This window comes from Edaphobacter acidisoli (assembly GCF_014642855.1).
GTDB classification, from domain to species: Bacteria; Acidobacteriota; Terriglobia; order Terriglobales; family Acidobacteriaceae; genus Edaphobacter; species Edaphobacter acidisoli.
Genome location: NZ_BMJB01000001.1, coordinates 2,039,545 through 2,055,701 on the forward strand (window position 1 = coordinate 2,039,545; position 16,157 = coordinate 2,055,701).

General features: G+C 58.4%; 15 protein-coding genes. 12 read left to right on the forward strand and 3 right to left on the reverse strand.

What is annotated here, in order from left to right:
• Window positions 1-184 precede the first annotated feature (184 nt).
• From hfq to atpC, 9 genes are all read left to right on the forward strand, one after another.
• The gene (gene hfq / locus IEX36_RS08225) at window positions 185-505 is read left to right on the forward strand and encodes an RNA chaperone Hfq (protein ID WP_188758869.1); all 321 of its coding nucleotides are present in this window, start codon (window positions 185-187) and stop codon (window positions 503-505) included.
• 88 nt (window positions 506-593) lie between these two features.
• Complete coding sequence (gene hflX, locus IEX36_RS08230; protein ID WP_229668799.1) at window positions 594-1,973, forward strand: GTPase HflX; 1,380 nt, start codon at window positions 594-596, stop codon at window positions 1,971-1,973.
• A 339-nt stretch (window positions 1,974-2,312) separates the two neighbouring features.
• Window positions 2,313-2,780, forward strand: coding sequence for a F0F1 ATP synthase subunit B (locus IEX36_RS08235; RefSeq protein ID WP_188758872.1), 468 nt, complete (start codon window positions 2,313-2,315; stop codon window positions 2,778-2,780).
• Complete coding sequence (locus tag IEX36_RS08240) at window positions 2,777-3,499, forward strand: F0F1 ATP synthase subunit B (protein WP_188758873.1); 723 nt, start codon at window positions 2,777-2,779, stop codon at window positions 3,497-3,499. Before IEX36_RS08235 ends, IEX36_RS08240 begins: the two co-directional genes overlap by 4 nt.
• Complete coding sequence (gene atpH, locus IEX36_RS08245) at window positions 3,499-4,038, forward strand: ATP synthase F1 subunit delta (protein WP_188758874.1); 540 nt, start codon at window positions 3,499-3,501, stop codon at window positions 4,036-4,038. The genes IEX36_RS08240 and atpH overlap by 1 nt, the downstream gene beginning before the upstream one ends.
• A gap of 59 nt (window positions 4,039-4,097) precedes the next feature.
• The gene (gene atpA / locus IEX36_RS08250; RefSeq protein WP_188758875.1) at window positions 4,098-5,642 is read left to right on the forward strand and encodes a F0F1 ATP synthase subunit alpha; all 1,545 of its coding nucleotides are present in this window, start codon (window positions 4,098-4,100) and stop codon (window positions 5,640-5,642) included.
• A 3-nt stretch (window positions 5,643-5,645) separates the two neighbouring features.
• Window positions 5,646-6,737 carry a F0F1 ATP synthase subunit gamma gene (locus tag IEX36_RS08255; protein ID WP_188758876.1) on the forward strand — a complete coding sequence of 364 codons (1,092 nt, stop codon included), beginning with the start codon at window positions 5,646-5,648 and terminating at the stop codon, window positions 6,735-6,737.
• A gap of 15 nt (window positions 6,738-6,752) precedes the next feature.
• Window positions 6,753-8,195: a F0F1 ATP synthase subunit beta gene (gene atpD / locus IEX36_RS08260; protein ID WP_188758877.1), complete on the forward strand. Its 1,443-nt coding sequence runs from the start codon at window positions 6,753-6,755 to the stop codon at window positions 8,193-8,195.
• Window positions 8,196-8,197: 2 nt separating this feature from the next.
• A complete protein-coding gene (atpC, locus tag IEX36_RS08265; protein WP_188758878.1) occupies window positions 8,198-8,632 on the forward strand; it encodes an ATP synthase F1 subunit epsilon in 435 nt (144 codons plus the stop codon).
• 389 nt (window positions 8,633-9,021) lie between these two features.
• Here atpC and IEX36_RS08270 read toward each other — a convergent pair whose 3' ends face one another.
• Together IEX36_RS08270 and IEX36_RS08275 are read right to left on the reverse strand one after the other, a co-directional pair.
• A complete protein-coding gene (locus IEX36_RS08270) occupies window positions 9,022-9,444 on the reverse strand; it encodes a VOC family protein (protein WP_229668800.1) in 423 nt (140 codons plus the stop codon).
• Window positions 9,445-9,630: 186 nt separating this feature from the next.
• A complete protein-coding gene (locus tag IEX36_RS08275) occupies window positions 9,631-10,452 on the reverse strand; it encodes a 3-keto-disaccharide hydrolase (protein WP_188758879.1) in 822 nt (273 codons plus the stop codon).
• 284 nt (window positions 10,453-10,736) lie between these two features.
• Between IEX36_RS08275 and IEX36_RS08280 the strand changes: the two genes are divergently transcribed.
• Window positions 10,737-11,627 carry a hypothetical protein gene (locus IEX36_RS08280; RefSeq protein ID WP_188758880.1) on the forward strand — a complete coding sequence of 297 codons (891 nt, stop codon included), beginning with the start codon at window positions 10,737-10,739 and terminating at the stop codon, window positions 11,625-11,627.
• A 312-nt stretch (window positions 11,628-11,939) separates the two neighbouring features.
• On the opposite strand, the gene aroE is transcribed toward IEX36_RS08280, so the two are convergent.
• Entirely contained in the window at window positions 11,940-13,697 is a 1,758-nt protein-coding gene (gene aroE / locus IEX36_RS08285) for a shikimate dehydrogenase (protein ID WP_229668801.1), read from the reverse strand.
• 199 nt (window positions 13,698-13,896) lie between these two features.
• On the opposite strand from aroE, the gene pgeF reads away from it, so the two are divergent.
• A complete protein-coding gene (gene pgeF / locus IEX36_RS08290; protein ID WP_188758882.1) occupies window positions 13,897-14,706 on the forward strand; it encodes a peptidoglycan editing factor PgeF in 810 nt (269 codons plus the stop codon).
• 138 nt (window positions 14,707-14,844) lie between these two features.
• On the forward strand, window positions 14,845-16,041 hold the full coding sequence (locus tag IEX36_RS08295) for a glycoside hydrolase family 27 protein (protein ID WP_188758883.1): 1,197 nt from the start codon (window positions 14,845-14,847) through the stop codon (window positions 16,039-16,041).
• The last annotated feature ends 116 nt before the right edge of the window (window positions 16,042-16,157 follow it).

Sequence of the window (16,157 nt, forward strand, 5' to 3'; positions counted from 1 at the left end):
AAGATGGCTCTTCGGTAGCCTTCCAACCTGAGCTCAGGTTGATAAATCGAACGAATGGTCGTATTGTTGGAGTCTTGGCTTCAAATCGCGCTCTCTGTCGCGGACTGGAGCTGCAACTGAAGTAGATGGATTACGGCAAGACCTTTTATTTTGAAGGACTTTATTAGCTAAGGAGATCGGCACCATGGATTCAAAGCCGGCACAGAACATTCAGGACACTTTTCTCAACACCGTTAGAAAAGATAAGAGTCCGATCACGATCTACCTCGTCAGTGGAGTCAAGCTGACTGGAAAGATCCGGTCGTTCGATAAGTATTCGGTACTGCTCGAGAACAACAGCCAAGAGCAACTCATCTTCAAACATGCGATCTCGACCGTAGTGAGTGGACGTGGAGCAATGCACGTGGATGCCCGCCCGGATACGCGCGTAAATGTCTCTCATCCGATAGCGACTTCTGCGAATGCCTCGGCGCCTCAGGAAGCTACGGGGACGCAAGGCCGCTAAGCGCTTGGTCGGTGATCAAAAAAAATCAGTGCAGGCGCCCGGACGCAAACTAAGTCTGCTTTCTGCGCAGACAACAGATGTAGTGTCTGTGCAGAAAGCGAAAGCACTGCGAGCGCACGCCGAACGGGCAGTATTGGTCGCCGTCGAGTTCACTGGCGAGCGGCGCAAGCTGACCGCGATCGCAAAGCAGGCACGAAATTCTGCGAAGTTATCTGAGAGTGCGCCGAATGACGAAGCTGTTTCTTCGCAGCCTGACCTCGATCTGGACTTCTCGGCTTCCATTGCGGAGTTTGAGGAGTTAGCACGCAGTGCAGGCGCCGAAGTCGCCGCCACGCTTGTACAGAAGCGTGCCAGGCCCGATGCAGCCACACTGGTTGGTCAAGGCAAACTCGACGAGATACATGGTGTGGCGGCATCTGCCAATGCTGACCTAGTCCTCTTCGATCACGACCTAACCCCATCGCAGCTTCGCAACCTTGAGGCTAGGCTTCCCTGTCGCGTCATCGACCGCACGCAACTGATTCTGGATATCTTTGCTCGGCACGCTCGTACCCGCGAAGGTCACTTGCAGGTCGAACTGGCACAACTGGAGTATCAGTTGCCGCGACTCGCGGGCCGAGGAAAGGCGATGAGCCAATTGGGCGGCGGTATCGGCACGCGTGGTCCTGGGGAAACCAAACTCGAAACCGACCGTAGAAAGATACATCTGCGTATCGATCACGTGAAGCGGCAATTGGAGTCTGTTCGGCGTATCCGGCGACAGCAACGTCAGAGGCGAGAAGCCGTCCCGGTACCTGTCATTGCCCTCGTCGGTTACACCAATGCAGGTAAAAGCACGCTATTTAACGCGCTCACTGCGGCTGGAGTACTCGAATCATCCCGGATGTTCGCTACGCTCGACCCGAAGCTTCGTCTGCTTCATCTGCCTTCGCGCCGCAAAGTGCTGCTCTCCGATACCGTAGGCTTCATTCGCAACCTGCCGCACACTCTCGTGACGAGCTTTCGCGCGACCCTTGAAGAAGTCGAACGCGCCGAATTGCTGTTGCACGTGCGCGACGCATCGAGTCTGATGCTGGCCGAGCAGAAGGCCCAGGTCGAGCGCGTGTTGAGCGAATTGGATGTTGCAACCAAACCCGCGATCGAGGTGCTAAACAAGATTGATCTGGTGCAAGGAGAGGTGGTTGTGCCCGAAGGAGGCGCTGCAGTTTCGGCACTGAAGCAGACTGGACTCGGAGAATTACTCGCAGTCATTGACCATGCCCTAGTCGCCGATCCATTAGTCGAGGAAACCTTTCGACTGCCGCAGTCTGAAGGACGCGTGATGGCTGCCCTCGAAGCCGGAGCAGTCATTGAAGAGAAACGGTTTGAAGGCAACCTGGCATTTGTGCAGGTACGGGGACCTGCATCGCTACTGGGCCGCTATCGGCGGTTCCGGGACCGGGGACAGACGGAACAAACCAGCTCTTAACTAGCATAGGCCGCCTGAAGGGGAGCGGAGGTGGTGTCCCCATTCACGCGACCTATGTGACCCAGAAATTAGGGTCCGGGTGGTAGTTGGATTATAGCGAAAATCCCCGAAAAGTCAAAGAAAAACGGCTTAGAAGAGCCTCCTGCGATGTGTTCGGAGATCGGCCACCATCGTCCGATTATCGAAGCGCCTTTGTTTGACACTCCCGCAAACGCTTTGCTAGAACTAGACGTACCGCAGACTTCAAGCCAGATCGCACGCGCGGACGTTTCACGAAGCATTAAGATGGTGTGAGACGCTGGCGACAGGACTATCTGAACGGCTTCGGCCACCCCATTCATGGACGAGATACTGCATCAACTCGGCGAACTTGTGCTCGGCTCCGTGCCGACAATAGTTCTTTTTGTGCTGCTGACAGCAGCGTATAGCGTGCTAGTTCGACGGCCTCTCGATCGTGTGCTTGCCGAACGGCGCGCACGGACGCTTGGTGCAGTCGAACAGGCTCGTGGAGCCATGGCAACCGCCGAGGCTGAAACTTCAGCCTACGAGGAGAAACTCCGCAACGCCAAGCGCGAGATATTCGAGTCGCGTGAGCGGCGCAGGAAGCAGTGGAGTGATGAGCGAGAGGCCGCGCTCGCCGAGGTGCGCACACAGGCGCAGCAGCGTATCCAGACTGCCCGACAGGATATCGAACGCTCAACCGCCGACGCACGCTCCAGAATTGAAAGCGCCACTGGCGAGCTAAGCACGCTTGTGTTGAATGCCGTGCTTCCGGTTGAGCCCGTAGCGACGGAGGTGGCGCAGTGACCCTAAAGACGATCAAGCGCATCTTCCCGGTGCTGGTAGTGGTCACGGTTTTATTCGCGCCGGTACGAGTAACATGGGCGCAGTCGGCGCAGCTCTCTAGCGTGACCAGTAGCGACCAAAGTTCTCCAGAGGCTCAATCTCCGGACAAGAACCAGCAGGAAGAAAATGAGAATGAGGCGTACCGGCACTCAGCTGCAGTACGCGCTCTCGGCGCGAAACTCGGCTTGAACGCAGAACAGGCCGCGACTGCCTTTACGCTGATAAACTTCGCACTGCTGGTAATCGGCGTAGGCTGGGTGCTACTGAAGACCTTGCCCAAGCTCTTCCGCGACCGCAGCAAGGCAATCCAGAAGCACCTGACTGACGCGCGCACGGCAACAGCTGAAGCAAGCGCAAGACTGACGAGTGTCGAGGCGCGGCTCGCTAAACTTGACAGTCAAATTGCAGAAATGCGCACGCAGGCCGAAAAAGACTCCGCACTTGACGAGCAACGCATCAAGGCGGCAGTCGAGGACGAGAAGAAGAAGATTCTTGAAGCCGCCGAGCAGGAGATCACCTCGGCAACATCGCAGGCTAGGCGCGAACTTCAGCAGTATGCAGCCGACCTCGCTATCGATCAGGCAGCGAAAAAGCTCGTCGTCACAGCGGAAACAGACCGCCTGCTGGTGCAAAACTTCGCCCGGCGCCTGACAGGTAACGCAAAGGAAGGGCAAAACTAATGTCTGTCGTTGCTTTGCGGTATGCCCATGCGTTTGCTGACGTAACCAAATCGCGCCAGTTGGATATCCCGGCGATCGAGCAGCAACTGAATGATTTCAAGGACACGCTAGCCGGAAGCCAGGATCTGCGTGAAGTCCTGATGGATCCATCCATTGCGAGGACGCAGAAACTGAAGGTGCTGGATGCTATTGCCAAGCGGCTAGGAATGGCCTCCGAGACACGGAACTTCCTTGCGGTCATTATCGATCACCAGCGACTGTCAGACCTTGGCGACATTCTCACCGAATATCACAGGATTGCCGATGAGCAGTCCGGCACAGTCGAGGCAGAAATTACAAGTGCCCGCAATCTGAGCCCCGCTGATAAAGCGGAGTTGGAGTCCCAGGTGGAGAGATTGGCTGGCGGTCGCGTTCGTACGACCTACCGCCAGGACGCAGCACTGCTGGGTGGCGCGGTAGTGCGCATCGGATCGACGGTGTACGACGGCTCAATCCGCGCACAGTTGCAGCAGTTGAAACAAAGGCTTGTGAGCGCGTAAAGTTCCCCCGGAACGTCGCGGCAAATTTCGAGATAAAGAGAATTAGGTAGAAGGAAGACATGGCACAGATCAAGGCAGATGAGATAACAGCGCTGCTACGCGAAGAGATTGAGAACTACGAGCAGCGGATTCAGGTGGATGAAGTCGGCACAGTCATCTCGCTTGGCGACGGCATCGCACGCGTGCACGGTTTGGACAAGGTCATGGCCGGCGAACTCATCGAGTTTCCTCACGGCGTCGCCGGACTTGCAATGAACCTTGAAGAAGAGCAGGTTGGCGCCGTGCTCCTCGGTGACTACACCGAGATCCGCGAGGGCGACCAGGTAAAGCGTACGGGCCGCATCATGTCTGTCCCTGTCGGCGAAGCCCTGATTGGCCGCGTGGTCAACGCGCTCGGTCAGCCCATCGACGACAAGGGTCCGATCAATACGGACACCTACCTGCCAGTTGAGCGACTCGCTCCCGGCGTCATTGACCGTCAGTCGGTACGTGAGCCGATGGCGACCGGCATCAAGGCCATCGACACAATGATTCCAATCGGCCGAGGTCAGCGCGAGTTGCTCATCGGAGATCGTCAAACCGGCAAGACCGCAATTGCGCTCGACACTATCATCAACTCGGCCAAAAACAACCTGATCTGCATCTACTGCGCCGTCGGCCAGAAGCGGTCATCGGTTGCACAAGTCGTTCAGACCCTTGAAGAGCACGGCGCACTGGCTTATACCATCGTCGTCGCCGCGACGGCCTCCGAGCCCGCGCCAATGCAGTACCTCGCACCCTTTGCCGCAACGGCAATGGGCGAGTATTTCCGCGACAACGGCAAGCACGCGCTCGTGATCTACGACGATCTGTCGAAGCACGCAGCCAGCTACCGCGAGATCTCGCTGCTGCTCCGCCGTCCCCCAGGACGCGAGGCTTATCCAGGCGACGTTTTCTATCTGCACTCGCGCCTGCTGGAACGCTCCTCAAAACTCTCCGATAATCTCGGCGGCGGTTCTCTGACTGCACTCCCGATCATCGAGACCCAGGCGGGCGACGTCTCGGCATACATTCCGACGAATGTGATCTCGATCACAGACGGCCAGATATTCCTCGAAACTGACCTGTTCAACTCAGGCGTACGTCCGGCTGTAAACGTCGGCCTCTCAGTGTCTCGCGTCGGTTTCTCCGCTGCAATCAAGGCGACCAAACAGGTCGGCTCGACCCTGAAGCTCGACCTTGCACAATATCGCGAGTTGGCTGCATTCGCGCAGTTCGGTTCAGACCTCGACCCAGTAACACAGCGGCAGTTGAATCGCGGCAAGCGCCTCACTGAGTTGCTCAAGCAGCCACAGTTCCAGCCGCTGACAGCCGAAAAGCAAGTGGCAATCATCTTCGCCGGTACGCAAGGTCTCCTCGATGATGTTGAAGTTTCAGATCTCCGCGCTTTCGAGGATGGCTTCTATCCCTATCTCGAATCGGCTGCGCCCACTGTGCTCACGGACATCGCTACAAAGAAAGCCCTGGACGACGACATCAAGGCCCGTCTGACGACTGCGATCAAGGACTACAAGGCTGGCTTCCTGGCTGAGCGCAAGGACAAGAAAGAGGCGGCTGCAAAGTAAACCATGGCAAACGTACTCGATCTACGGCGACGCATCCGCAGCGTGAAAAACACGCGGCAGATCACGAAGGCCATGAAGATGGTATCGGCGGCCAAGCTGCGCCGCGCTCAGGAGCGCGCCATGCAGGCGCGTCCATACGCGCAGATGCTGACCAGTGTACTTGAGTCACTTGTGCGCCGGACTGATCTCTTCAACGATGCTACCGGCGACGTGATGCATCCTCTACTGGTCGAACGAGAAGAGAAGAACGTGCTCGTCGTAGTGATCGCTGGCGATAAAGGCTTTGCAGGCGCGTTCAACTCAAACATCGTGAAGGCGGCTCAGGGTTTCATAGATGAACGGCGAAAACTTGGCCAGAGCATCGACATCGAACCCATTGGGCGCAAGGCGCGCGAAACCTTCCGCAAGCGCTATCCTGCTGCCGTCTACGAGCGCAAGGAAGAGCACTACGACAACGATCTGGCAACGCACATTGAGCACATTCGCCACCGCGCTGAACCGATTGAAGTGACAGGCGACCACCCAGGACTGCTCCAGAAGATCGAGTTCGACGAGGTCGCTGAGGTCAGCCGCTCTATTGTTGAGCGCTACACAGACTCGGAGATCGACGCTGTTTACTTGGTCTATAACGAATTCAAATCCGTCATATCGCAGCGCGTCGTAGTCGAAAAGCTACTTCCCATCCGCAAGCTCGGCTCGCATGAAATTACTGCAGCCGAAGAAATGACTGAGGAGCAGAAAGAAGCTGCAGCCCGTGCGGCGCAGACCTCTGGCGTAAGCGTCACGGCGCCAGAAGAGTCCGCACTCGATGCCGAAGCACGAAAGTTCGGCACGGCTGAGGTTGACTACATCTTCGGCGCGCAACCGGAGCGGCTGTTCCGTCACCTGATGCCGCGCTACGTTACGACGCAGATCTTCCATGCGCTGCTGGAGAGCGTGGCCGCAGAGCACGCAGCGCGTATGACAGCAATGGATTCGGCCACGAACAATGCTGGAGAAATGATCGACGCGCTCTCGCTCACGATGAACCGTGTGAGACAGGCTGCGATTACGAAGGAAATTATCGAAATTGTGAGCGGCGCAGCCGCACTGTAATTACGAAAGAGACCTATGGCAGAGAACATTGGAAAAGTAATTTCGATCAGCGGGCCGGCCGTTGACGTGCAATTTGAAGAGGCGAAGATGCCTCCGATTTACCAGGCGCTGCGAATCGTCAGCGACGGCTTCGATACGCCAGAGCCTATGGACGTGGTCGTCGAAGTGCAGCAACACCTGGGCGAGGGCCGCGTGCGCTGCATCGCAATGGTCGCCACCGAAGGTCTTGTACGGGGCATGAAGGCCATTGATACCGGAGCAGGTATCTCAGTCCCTGTGGGCCGCGAGACGCTGGGCCGTGTGCTCAACGTGCTCGGCAATCCGGTCGACGAGCTCGGCCCGGTGGAAGCCAAAGTGCGGATGCCTATTCACCGCCAGGCTCCCGCGTTCGACGAGCAGTCCACCTCCGAAGAGATGTTCGAGACGGGCATCAAGGTCATCGACCTGATCCAGCCCTTTTTGAAAGGCGGAAAAATCGGTCTGTTCGGCGGAGCAGGCGTCGGCAAGACCGTCGTCATTCAGGAGCTGATCAACAACGTTGCCTCGAAGCACGGCGGCTTCTCGGTGTTCGCCGGCGTCGGCGAGCGTACTCGCGAGGGCAACGACCTGTGGCACGAGTTCCAGGAGTCGGGCGTCATCGATCCGCACGACTATAAGAAATCGAAGGCCGCGCTGATCTACGGTCAGATGACCGAGCCGCCAGGAGCGCGCCTGCGCGTGGCCCTGACCGGCCTGACCGTCGCTGAGTACTTCCGCGACGAGGAAGGCGCCGACACGCTGCTGTTCATCGACAACATCTTCCGCTTCACGCAGGCGGGTTCCGAGGTCTCGACGCTGCTCGGGCGTATGCCTTCGGCTGTCGGCTACCAGCCGAACCTGGCAACCGAGATGGGTGAGTTGCAGGAGCGCATCACCTCGACCAAGAAGGGCTCGATCACCTCGGTACAGGCCGTGTACGTTCCGGCCGACGACCTGACAGACCCAGCGCCGGCGACGACCTTCGCTCACCTGGACGCAACGACTGTGCTCTCGCGTCCGCTGTCGGAGCTCGGAATCTACCCGGCGGTCGATCCTCTGGCTTCAACCTCACGCATCCTGACTCCGCGCGTCGTTGGGCAGGAGCATTACGATGTCGCGCAGGGAGTGAAGAAGATCTTGCAGCGGTACAAGGACCTGCAGGACATCATCGCGATCCTCGGTATCGACGAGCTCTCGGAAGAGGACAAGGTGACCGTGGCGCGTGCCCGTAAGGTGCAGCGGTTCCTCTCGCAGCCGTTCCACGTGGCTGAGATCTTCACCGGAATCAAGGGGGCTTACGTGAAGGTAGAGGACACCGTGCGGAGCTTCAAGGAGATCATCGAGGGTAAGCACGACGACATCCCTGAGCAGGCCTTCTACCTGAAGGGCGGCATCGAGGACGTGCTGGCCGCGGCAGAGAAGATGAAGCAGACGGTGTGACGATGGCAGAGACGGCGACAGGCTCGGAGGTGTTGGCGGTGCGGCTGGTGACGCCGGACCGGGTGCTGCTGGATGCGACGGCGACGGCGGTGGAGTTGCCGGCGATGTCGGGGTACATCGAGGCGCTCTACGGGCACGCGCCCCTGCTCGCGGAACTCGGCGCGGGTGAGGTGCGGCTGCACGGCGGGACCTCGGGCGACCAGAAGTTCTTCGTTGCGTGGGGGTTCGTCGAGGTGCTGCCAGAGCGGGTGACGATCCTGGCGGAGACGGCCCTCCATCCGGAGGAGATCGACCTCGGGGAGGCGCAGGGGGAGTTGCAGGAGGGCGAGCGGCTCTGGCGGGAGGCTGGGGACGACGGGGACAAGTACGACGAGGCGAACGCGGTGACGCGGCAGGCGGAGGAGAAGATCGCCTCGGCTACGGGGAAGAGTACGTAGGGCATCCCCCCGTTTTTTTTGCGCAAAGTCTTCATTCGATTTGGTTTAGGCTTGGACTTTGACCTGTCGGATTGGCGTAAGTTGTTGATTTTATTTGTCTCCTCGTAGGTAATGCTGGGAAAGTCTTCATTTCAAATGAGTAAAGCCCCAAAGATGGTCTCTTTGGGGCTTTGGTCTTTTTCTATGCTGATTTAATTGTAGCAGTTTGGGAAAACTAAACCGCCACGAGGAAGTTGTTTGATTGGAATAGTTTATGGGATTTGGAGACTTGACAAGATTTTGACCCGGCCTGAGATGTCCCCCCTCTGGCGGTTGAGCGTGTACGGAACCAGAGAGACCCATTTATCCAAGCCGATCCTTCAACTTTCGAAATATCCGTCACATCTCGCTCAGTTGAGTTCCTGGGCGAGTCCGATGAGAAGCCCTTCGGGTCCGCGGATGTAGCAAAGCCGATAGGAGTCCTGATACCGGACGACTTCGCCTACGAGCTGTGCGCCGCGCTTGCACAGCCTGCCAAGCGTCTCGTCGATGTCGTCCACGGCGAACATGACGCGGAGGTAGCCCAGGGCATTTACTGGGGCGTTGCGGTGGTCCGCGACGATAGGCGGGGTGAGGAAGCGGGAGAGTTCGAGGCGGCTGTGGCCGTCGGGTGTGCGCATCATTGCGATCTCGACGCGCTGGCCGGCAAGTCCGGTGACACGGCCTGCCCATTCTCCTTCGATTGTGGTTCGGCCTTCGAGATCAAGGCCGAGCTCGCGGAAGAAATCAATCGTCTCTTCGAGGTTATCGACGACGATTCCTACGTTATCCATCCGTTTGAGCGCCATGCGTTGACTGTACAAGATGGCGCCTGGATGCAACAACGGACGCTTGGCAATGGCGAAGCGAAAGCCGTACCTCAGGGGCCCGGTTCGAGCTTCGCTCGAATAGCCCACTCATGCCGCGATGAAACCGCGGCATGAGTGGGGCACCCAGCGTAGTTTGTTCAATGCACGGAATCAGTTGTGGGGTTCGGCGTTCCAGTGGTTTACTTCGCGGACCCAGATGTTGCGGAAGCTGATGGGTTCGCTCTTGTCGCCGTGGGCTTGTAGTTTGATGGGCGCGGTGTCGTAGGCTTTGTAGAACGGTTGGCCGATGTAGAGTGTCTGGCCTTTGAGTTGGAAGTGGTCGTCGACCAATACGCCGTTTTCGAAGACGGTGGCGTAGGCGGGAGTCTTCAGGGTGCCGTCGGGGTTGAAGCGGGGCGCGGTCCAGATGATGTCGTAGCTCGACCACTCGCCGGGCTTGCGGGCGGCGTTGGCCAGCGGGGTGGACTGCTTGTAGAGGCTGCCTAACATGCCGTTGGTGTAGGTCTCGTTGTTGTAGCTGTCCAGGATCTGTAGCTCGTATCCTGCGTCGCCGGGGCCGGTGGAGGCGAGGAAGACGCCGCTGTTGCCGCGGGCCTGGCCTTTGCCTTCGATGCTGGCGGGAATCTTCCACTCCAGATGAAGCTGGTAGTCCTTGAATTTCTGTCGGGTCTCGATGTTGCCGACGCCGCCCTTCTTTACGGTCATGACGCCGTCGTGGACCTCCCAGTCGGCGGGAGTCGTGCCGTCTTTGGCGGCGACCCATTGATGCGTGTCTGTGCCGTCGAAGAGGATGATTGCGTCGGAGGGTGGGTTGCCGACGGTTGCTGCTGGAGTGACTACGGGAGGGACTGGTTGGTAGAACTCGGTGGCTTCGGGCTTCGGTTTGGTGGCTCCGGGAGCTTGAGCGAGGGACTGTGCGCCCGTGATGGATGCAACTGCCAGAAGCGCTATGAGAGACAGTGCCCGATTCATCCGATTAGCATACATGGATGGTGATTTTGGTTCGTGGCGGGTGGATATCCTACTTCCCCCACCCGTCCGCAAAGTGCCCGTACGGATGGGGCACCCGAAGGTTTTGGGTTGGGGAAGTGAAAAGGATTCATGGGGTCGGCCACCCGCCTTCCCCACCCAAAGGGTTGGCCTAGGGAAGAAAAGGATTCACGGTGCGCCATCCACCATCGAGTACCATTGGTAGGCAGTGAAGTGGCAGGCAGAGAAGAAGTGCGGTAAGACACCAGCGAGTCGAAAGGAAGCCCATGGCAGCAAAGCTATTGTCCGTCCTATTTTTGTTTTGTGGCTCGCTGCTTGCCCAAAATGCGACTGTGCTCATCCACGACACCAACGGCAACCAAACAACCGGAACGATCAGCAATGGGAATTTGTACTTCCACGACAGCAAGGGCAACAGCGCGTACGGAACAATCAGGGGCGAAAGAGTCTTTCTAAGCACTGACAAAGGTGAAATCACATTTGGCACAATCAGGGACGGGAATGTGTTTTTGACAGACCCAAAAGGGATCACCACTGGCACAATCCAGAATGGAAATATCTTTCTAAACAATAGTGATGGAAGCATCACAACTGGTTCTTATGATAAGAATGGCAACGTCCTCACATCGACAAGCCCTTCCGCCCAGGAACAACAGCAAAATCTCGAACAACAGCAACTAAGACGACAGCAAAACTACGAGGCTGGTGCTACAGTTGGGCAAGCTATCGGCAATGATATCGCCGGTGCTGTCGCGAATCATCGGATCAATTCGTTTTGCAAGGCAAATCCAACTGCAACCTATCTCACCTCTGACGGCATACATATAGATTGTCCGAAATCCACCTTCAACAGTTGGGAACAGGAGCAGATCGATGCGTTTTGTGCTGATAATCCCGGTAAAGGTATCGGATTTGGAAAGCACATGGTTAACTGTGTTACGCCCCCAAGTTCTCCAAACCTAAAGTGGGCGACTTGGGCACTGAAGCAGTGGAGATGGGACTACATGCATCAGCACAATAAAGATGTGATTGCTGCGGCTCTTACTAGCGATCAGCTAAGTGCAAATTGGGAATACTGGAGAGTGAAATATTGCACTCTCGCACCTTCTGGCGCGACGTACACAGATCTGAACGGCAAGAAGCGAAGCTGCAATTGACTTTCACCCCGACACTTCTTCGACAGCAGAAATCCGCGAATGATCCCACGTGAAATTGGTCCAATCAGGGCAAAGCCCCTGCCCTTAAGCAAGATGGAGTTTTCAGCGAGCGTTGAGAATTGGTAGAGAAGCGGGTTTCTCCGCTGCGCAATGGACGGTGAAGCTGTCCATTGCTCCGGTCGAAATGACAAGTCTGTGGGTACATGGACAAACAGCAGATTCCTTCGCTTCGCTACGGAATGGAAATGCAAAAGCAGCGGCTTTGTGAAGTTTCGTGTCAGTGACAGAGCACCCGGATTTGTTCCAGACTGGTTAGGATTTCTTCTTTGGCTTGGCTGCGGATTTTTTCGCGGCGGGTTTGGCTGCGGGTTTAGCGACAGTTTTCGCGGGAGTCTTTGCTGCTGGCTTTGGTGCGGGTTTCGCAGCTGGAGCTTTCGCTGCGGGCTTTGCTGGTGGTGCTTTCGGCGCTGGCTTTGCCGGGGTGGATTTTGTTGCGGCTTTTGCTGGTGGGGCTTCGTGCTGTTCCTGGGCGGCGGCTTCGGCGGCCTGGCGGAGAGAGTGGATGACTACGCGCAGCATCTCCTCTTCTGGTGCGGGCTTGCCGGTCCAGATTTCGAATTGGCGGGCGCCCTGCTGCACGAACATCTCGACACCGGTGATGATGGGGATGTTCATCTGGCGGGCCATGCGGATGAGTGGGGTGTCCAGCGGGTTGTAGACGAGGTCGAAGACCAGGCGGGTGTTGAGGTCCTTGGCTTCGAGGATCGGCGCGTGCTTCTGGCCTGCCATGCCGACTGGGGTCGAGTTGATGATGACGTCGAAGTTGGTCTTGGCGATGGCGTCTTTTTTGATGGAATGCGAGCCGGACTGGCGGGCGAGCTTGTGCGCGGTCTCGGGCGTGCGGTTGTAGATGAAGACGTCCGCGCCTTTGTCGCGCAGGCCGAAGACGGCGGCGCGGCCTGCTCCACCGGCGCCGAGGACGAGCACCTTCGCGTCGCGCAGGGACATGCGCTTTTCGAGCGGGCCGATGATGCCGGCGACGTCCGTGTTGAAGCCGTAGAGGTTGCCGTCCTGCGCGCGGAGGACGGTGTTGCAGGCGCCGATCTTGGCCGAGAGCGGGTCGGTGCGCTCGAGGTGCTCCATGATCTCCTGCTTGAAGGGCATGGTGACGCTGAGGCCCTGGATGGGGATCTCATGGACGAGCTTGATGAGGTCGGAGACCTTGGTGGCCTGGAGCGCGAGGTAGACGGCGTTGACGGTCTCGCGGCGGAAGGCTGTGTTCATCATGACGGGCGAGAGCGAGCTGCGGATGGGGTTGCCGACGACGCCGTAGACCTTGGTGGCCGCGTCAACCTGGTCGATGCGGTAGGTTTCGATGAGGGTGCGGGCGGCGATCTGGCCGGGGCCGGTCTCTTCGCCGGCGGTGGCGGCGGCGAAGGTGAAGGCGCTGCCGGCGCGCAGGCCGAGTACGCGCGAGATGATGCCCATGTCGCCCATGCAGATGCCGACGATCTTCGAGTGGTCTTCCATGCGCTCGATGAAGCGCATGAGGGTGACGTTGTCGGAGAGTGACTTGGCCGTGGGAACGATCTTGTAGAAGTCGGGCTGGTAGACGGCCATGCGCTTGTAGATGCCGTCGAGGTCTTTGGTCGCGTTGAAGTCGTGGTGGCTGATGATGATGGCGATGCCGGTGTCGCGGAGCTTCTGGATGTCGGCTTTCTTGAGAGACTCGGCGGACTCGAGCTCGAGGTCGACGAGATGGAAGCCGGAGGTGGCCGCCTTGATGAGAATTTCGAGCTCGGCGGGGATCGAGCCGGCGAACTTGCCTCCGTTGGCTTTGCGTCGACAGGTTGCGATGCCGGTGGCGGCGGTGTTTTCCTCGAAGAAGTGCTTGATTTTGGACAGCGCCGCGAGCGGGTTTTCGAGGTAGTCGAGGCGGAACTCGATAAACGGGTTCTCTTTGACGGCAAGTGCTGCTTTTTCAAGCATTTCGGCGGGGGTCGAGCCGGTGATGGCGACGCAGATCTTGCCGATGCGGGAGCGGAGAAGTTGTTGAGTAATAGCGGGCACGTTCTCTCTCATGTCTACAATCGGGGTATCTTACAGGCGTATGGAGTATGATGCAAATTTTGTTGAAAATAAAAGATTTCTGCGGAGACGTGTGCCGCCAAATCTGATTTTCTGCCTGCCTTGTGCTTCACTTACAGCCTGATTGTAGACGGTTGGGACGAGGAAATGTTATCGGTTCGGGCTTTAGAATGAGGAGATTATGGTGGAGCTGGTGCAGATTGAGGGTTGGAAGCAGTGGCCGTGGCTGCGGCATGGGTTTTCGACGCGAAGGGGTGGCGTTTCAACGATTTATGAGCGGCCGGGCGACTTGAACCTGGGCTGGACGAAGGAGGATGATCCGGCGCTGGTGGCGGAGAATCGGCGAAGGTTCTTTGAGTCGGTTTGCGGCACGAATGCTGCCGGGCAGATGGTGACGGTGCGGCAGGTGCACTCGGCTACGGTGCGGGTGTTGCGGGGGGACGAGTCGCCGCTTGAGACGCCTGAGGGGAAGGCTGTGCTGGAGGGTGACGGGTTGATGACTGCTGTCCCGGGTTTGATGCTGGCGGTGGGGACGGCGGACTGTGTTCCGGTGCTGGTGGTGGATACGCGGCTGCGGGTGGTGGCTGCGCTTCATGCGGGATGGCGCGGGACGGCGGCGGGGATCACGGAAGCCGGTGTGGCGCAGATGCGCGAGGAGTACGGCTCGCGGGTCGAGGATATGGTGGCTGCGGTGGGGCCCTCGATTGGGGCTTGTTGCTATGCGGTGGGTGAGGAGGTGCGGGAGAAGTTTCGGGCTCGGTTTGCGTATGCGGAGGAGTTGTTCGAGGTGAGGGATTCGCAGCTTTACGTGAACCTGTGGGAGGCGAACCGACGGCAGTTGCTGGGAGCTGGGTTGACGGATGCGCAGATCAGCGTGGTGGGCGAGTGTACGGCTTGTGCGCGGGATGCTGAGGGGCTCAGATACTTTTCGCATCGTGGGGAACGTGGAGTTGCGGGGCGGATGCTGAGTCTGGTTGGGGTGGTGTCGTAGCTTGCTGCGCGACGCTTGGCAAAGAGCAACCGATTGAAATAGATTGTTGGCTTACTTGTGAATGACCCTGATGGATGGCTCTGTCTGTCGGTTCGGGCGCACGACGTTCTGCGAATTCAATTGGGAGGAATGTGGGTGATGAAGAGGCTGTCTGCGGCTCTCACGCTGTTGCTTGCGTTGTATCTCACTGTCTCTGGAGTGTCGGGCTTTGGGCAGGAGAAGATGCTGGCGCCGACTCCGCCGATGGGATGGAGCACGTGGAACCACTTTCATCATGCGATCTCGGATGCGCTGGTGCGGGCGCAGACGGATGCGATGGTGTCGAGCGGCATGAAGGATGCCGGATATGTGTATGTGAACATCGATGGCGGGTGGGAGGGTGAGCGCGATGCGAATGGCGTGCTGCATCCGACGAGCGCGTTTCCGGACATGAAGGCGCTGGGAGACTACATCCACTCGAAGGGGCTGAAGTTTGGCTTGTACACGGGGCCGGGGCCGCGGACGTGCGCGGGTGCTGTAGCCAGCTATGGGCACGAGGAGCAGGATGCGAAGATGTTCGCGTCGTGGGGCGTGGATTTTCTGAAGTACGACCTGTGCAGCTATCGCGAGATCATGAAGGCGCAGTCGGGCGGGGATATTGCGAAGTCGGATGATCTGATGAAGGCGGCCTACGAGAAGATGCATCGGGCACTGTTGGCGACGGGGCGGCCGATCGTCTTCAGCATGTGCCAGTACGGGCTGGGGTCGGTGTGGGAGTGGGGGCCCGGGGTGGGCGGCAATCTGTGGAGGACGAGCGGCGACATCAGCGATTCGTATGGGCGGATGACGTCGATTGGATTTCGTGAGGCGGGGTTGTCGAAGTACGCCGGGCCGAACCATTGGAACGATCCAGACTTTCTAGAGGTGGGCAATGGCGGGATGAGTCCGGATGAGGAGCGCACGCACTTCAGTTTGTGGGCGATGCTGGCTGCGCCGTTGATTGCGGGCAATGATCTGACCCAGATGAGCGAGGAGACGCGGAGCATTCTGCTGAACAAGGAAGTGATTGCGGTGGACCAGGACCCGCTGGGCAAGGCGGGAGATCGCGCCTATGCCGAAGGTCCGCTGGAGGTGTGGGCGCGGCCTTTAGCAGGCGGCGATATGGCGGTGGCGATGTTCAACCGGCTGAATGGGACGGTGAGGATTACGCTGCGTTTGCCGGATGTTGGATGGAAGGGAGCGGCGGCGGCGCGTGATCTGTGGACGCATAAAGATATTGGCGTGCTGCGCGGGAGTTACACGGTTGCGGTTCCGCGACATGGAGTGGTGATGCTGCGGTTGAGCAGGGCGCAGTAGTCTCGGCCGGTAAACCCACGTCTCAACTGCGAGACGTGGGGCACCCGCTTAGAGCATTTTCTTTATTTGGTTTGGTTGCATCTATAAGTCGCGCTTTCAGCGCTCACTCACCATCG

Coding starts and splice junctions, on each gene's coding strand:
- hfq (WP_188758869.1), top strand. CDS start 185: ATGGATTCAAAGCCGGCACAGAACATTCAGGACACTTTTCTCAACACC.
- IEX36_RS08235 (WP_188758872.1), top strand. CDS start 2,313: ATGGACGAGATACTGCATCAACTCGGCGAACTTGTGCTCGGCTCCGTG.
- atpH (WP_188758874.1), top strand. CDS start 3,499: ATGTCTGTCGTTGCTTTGCGGTATGCCCATGCGTTTGCTGACGTAACC.
- atpA (WP_188758875.1), top strand. CDS start 4,098: ATGGCACAGATCAAGGCAGATGAGATAACAGCGCTGCTACGCGAAGAG.
- IEX36_RS08255 (WP_188758876.1), top strand. CDS start 5,646: ATGGCAAACGTACTCGATCTACGGCGACGCATCCGCAGCGTGAAAAAC.
- atpD (WP_188758877.1), top strand. CDS start 6,753: ATGGCAGAGAACATTGGAAAAGTAATTTCGATCAGCGGGCCGGCCGTT.
- atpC (WP_188758878.1), top strand. CDS start 8,198: ATGGCAGAGACGGCGACAGGCTCGGAGGTGTTGGCGGTGCGGCTGGTG.
- IEX36_RS08270 (WP_229668800.1), bottom strand. CDS start 9,444: ATGGATAACGTAGGAATCGTCGTCGATAACCTCGAAGAGACGATTGAT.
- IEX36_RS08275 (WP_188758879.1), bottom strand. CDS start 10,452: ATGAATCGGGCACTGTCTCTCATAGCGCTTCTGGCAGTTGCATCCATC.
- IEX36_RS08280 (WP_188758880.1), top strand. CDS start 10,737: ATGGCAGCAAAGCTATTGTCCGTCCTATTTTTGTTTTGTGGCTCGCTG.
- pgeF (WP_188758882.1), top strand. CDS start 13,897: ATGGTGGAGCTGGTGCAGATTGAGGGTTGGAAGCAGTGGCCGTGGCTG.
- IEX36_RS08295 (WP_188758883.1), top strand. CDS start 14,845: ATGAAGAGGCTGTCTGCGGCTCTCACGCTGTTGCTTGCGTTGTATCTC.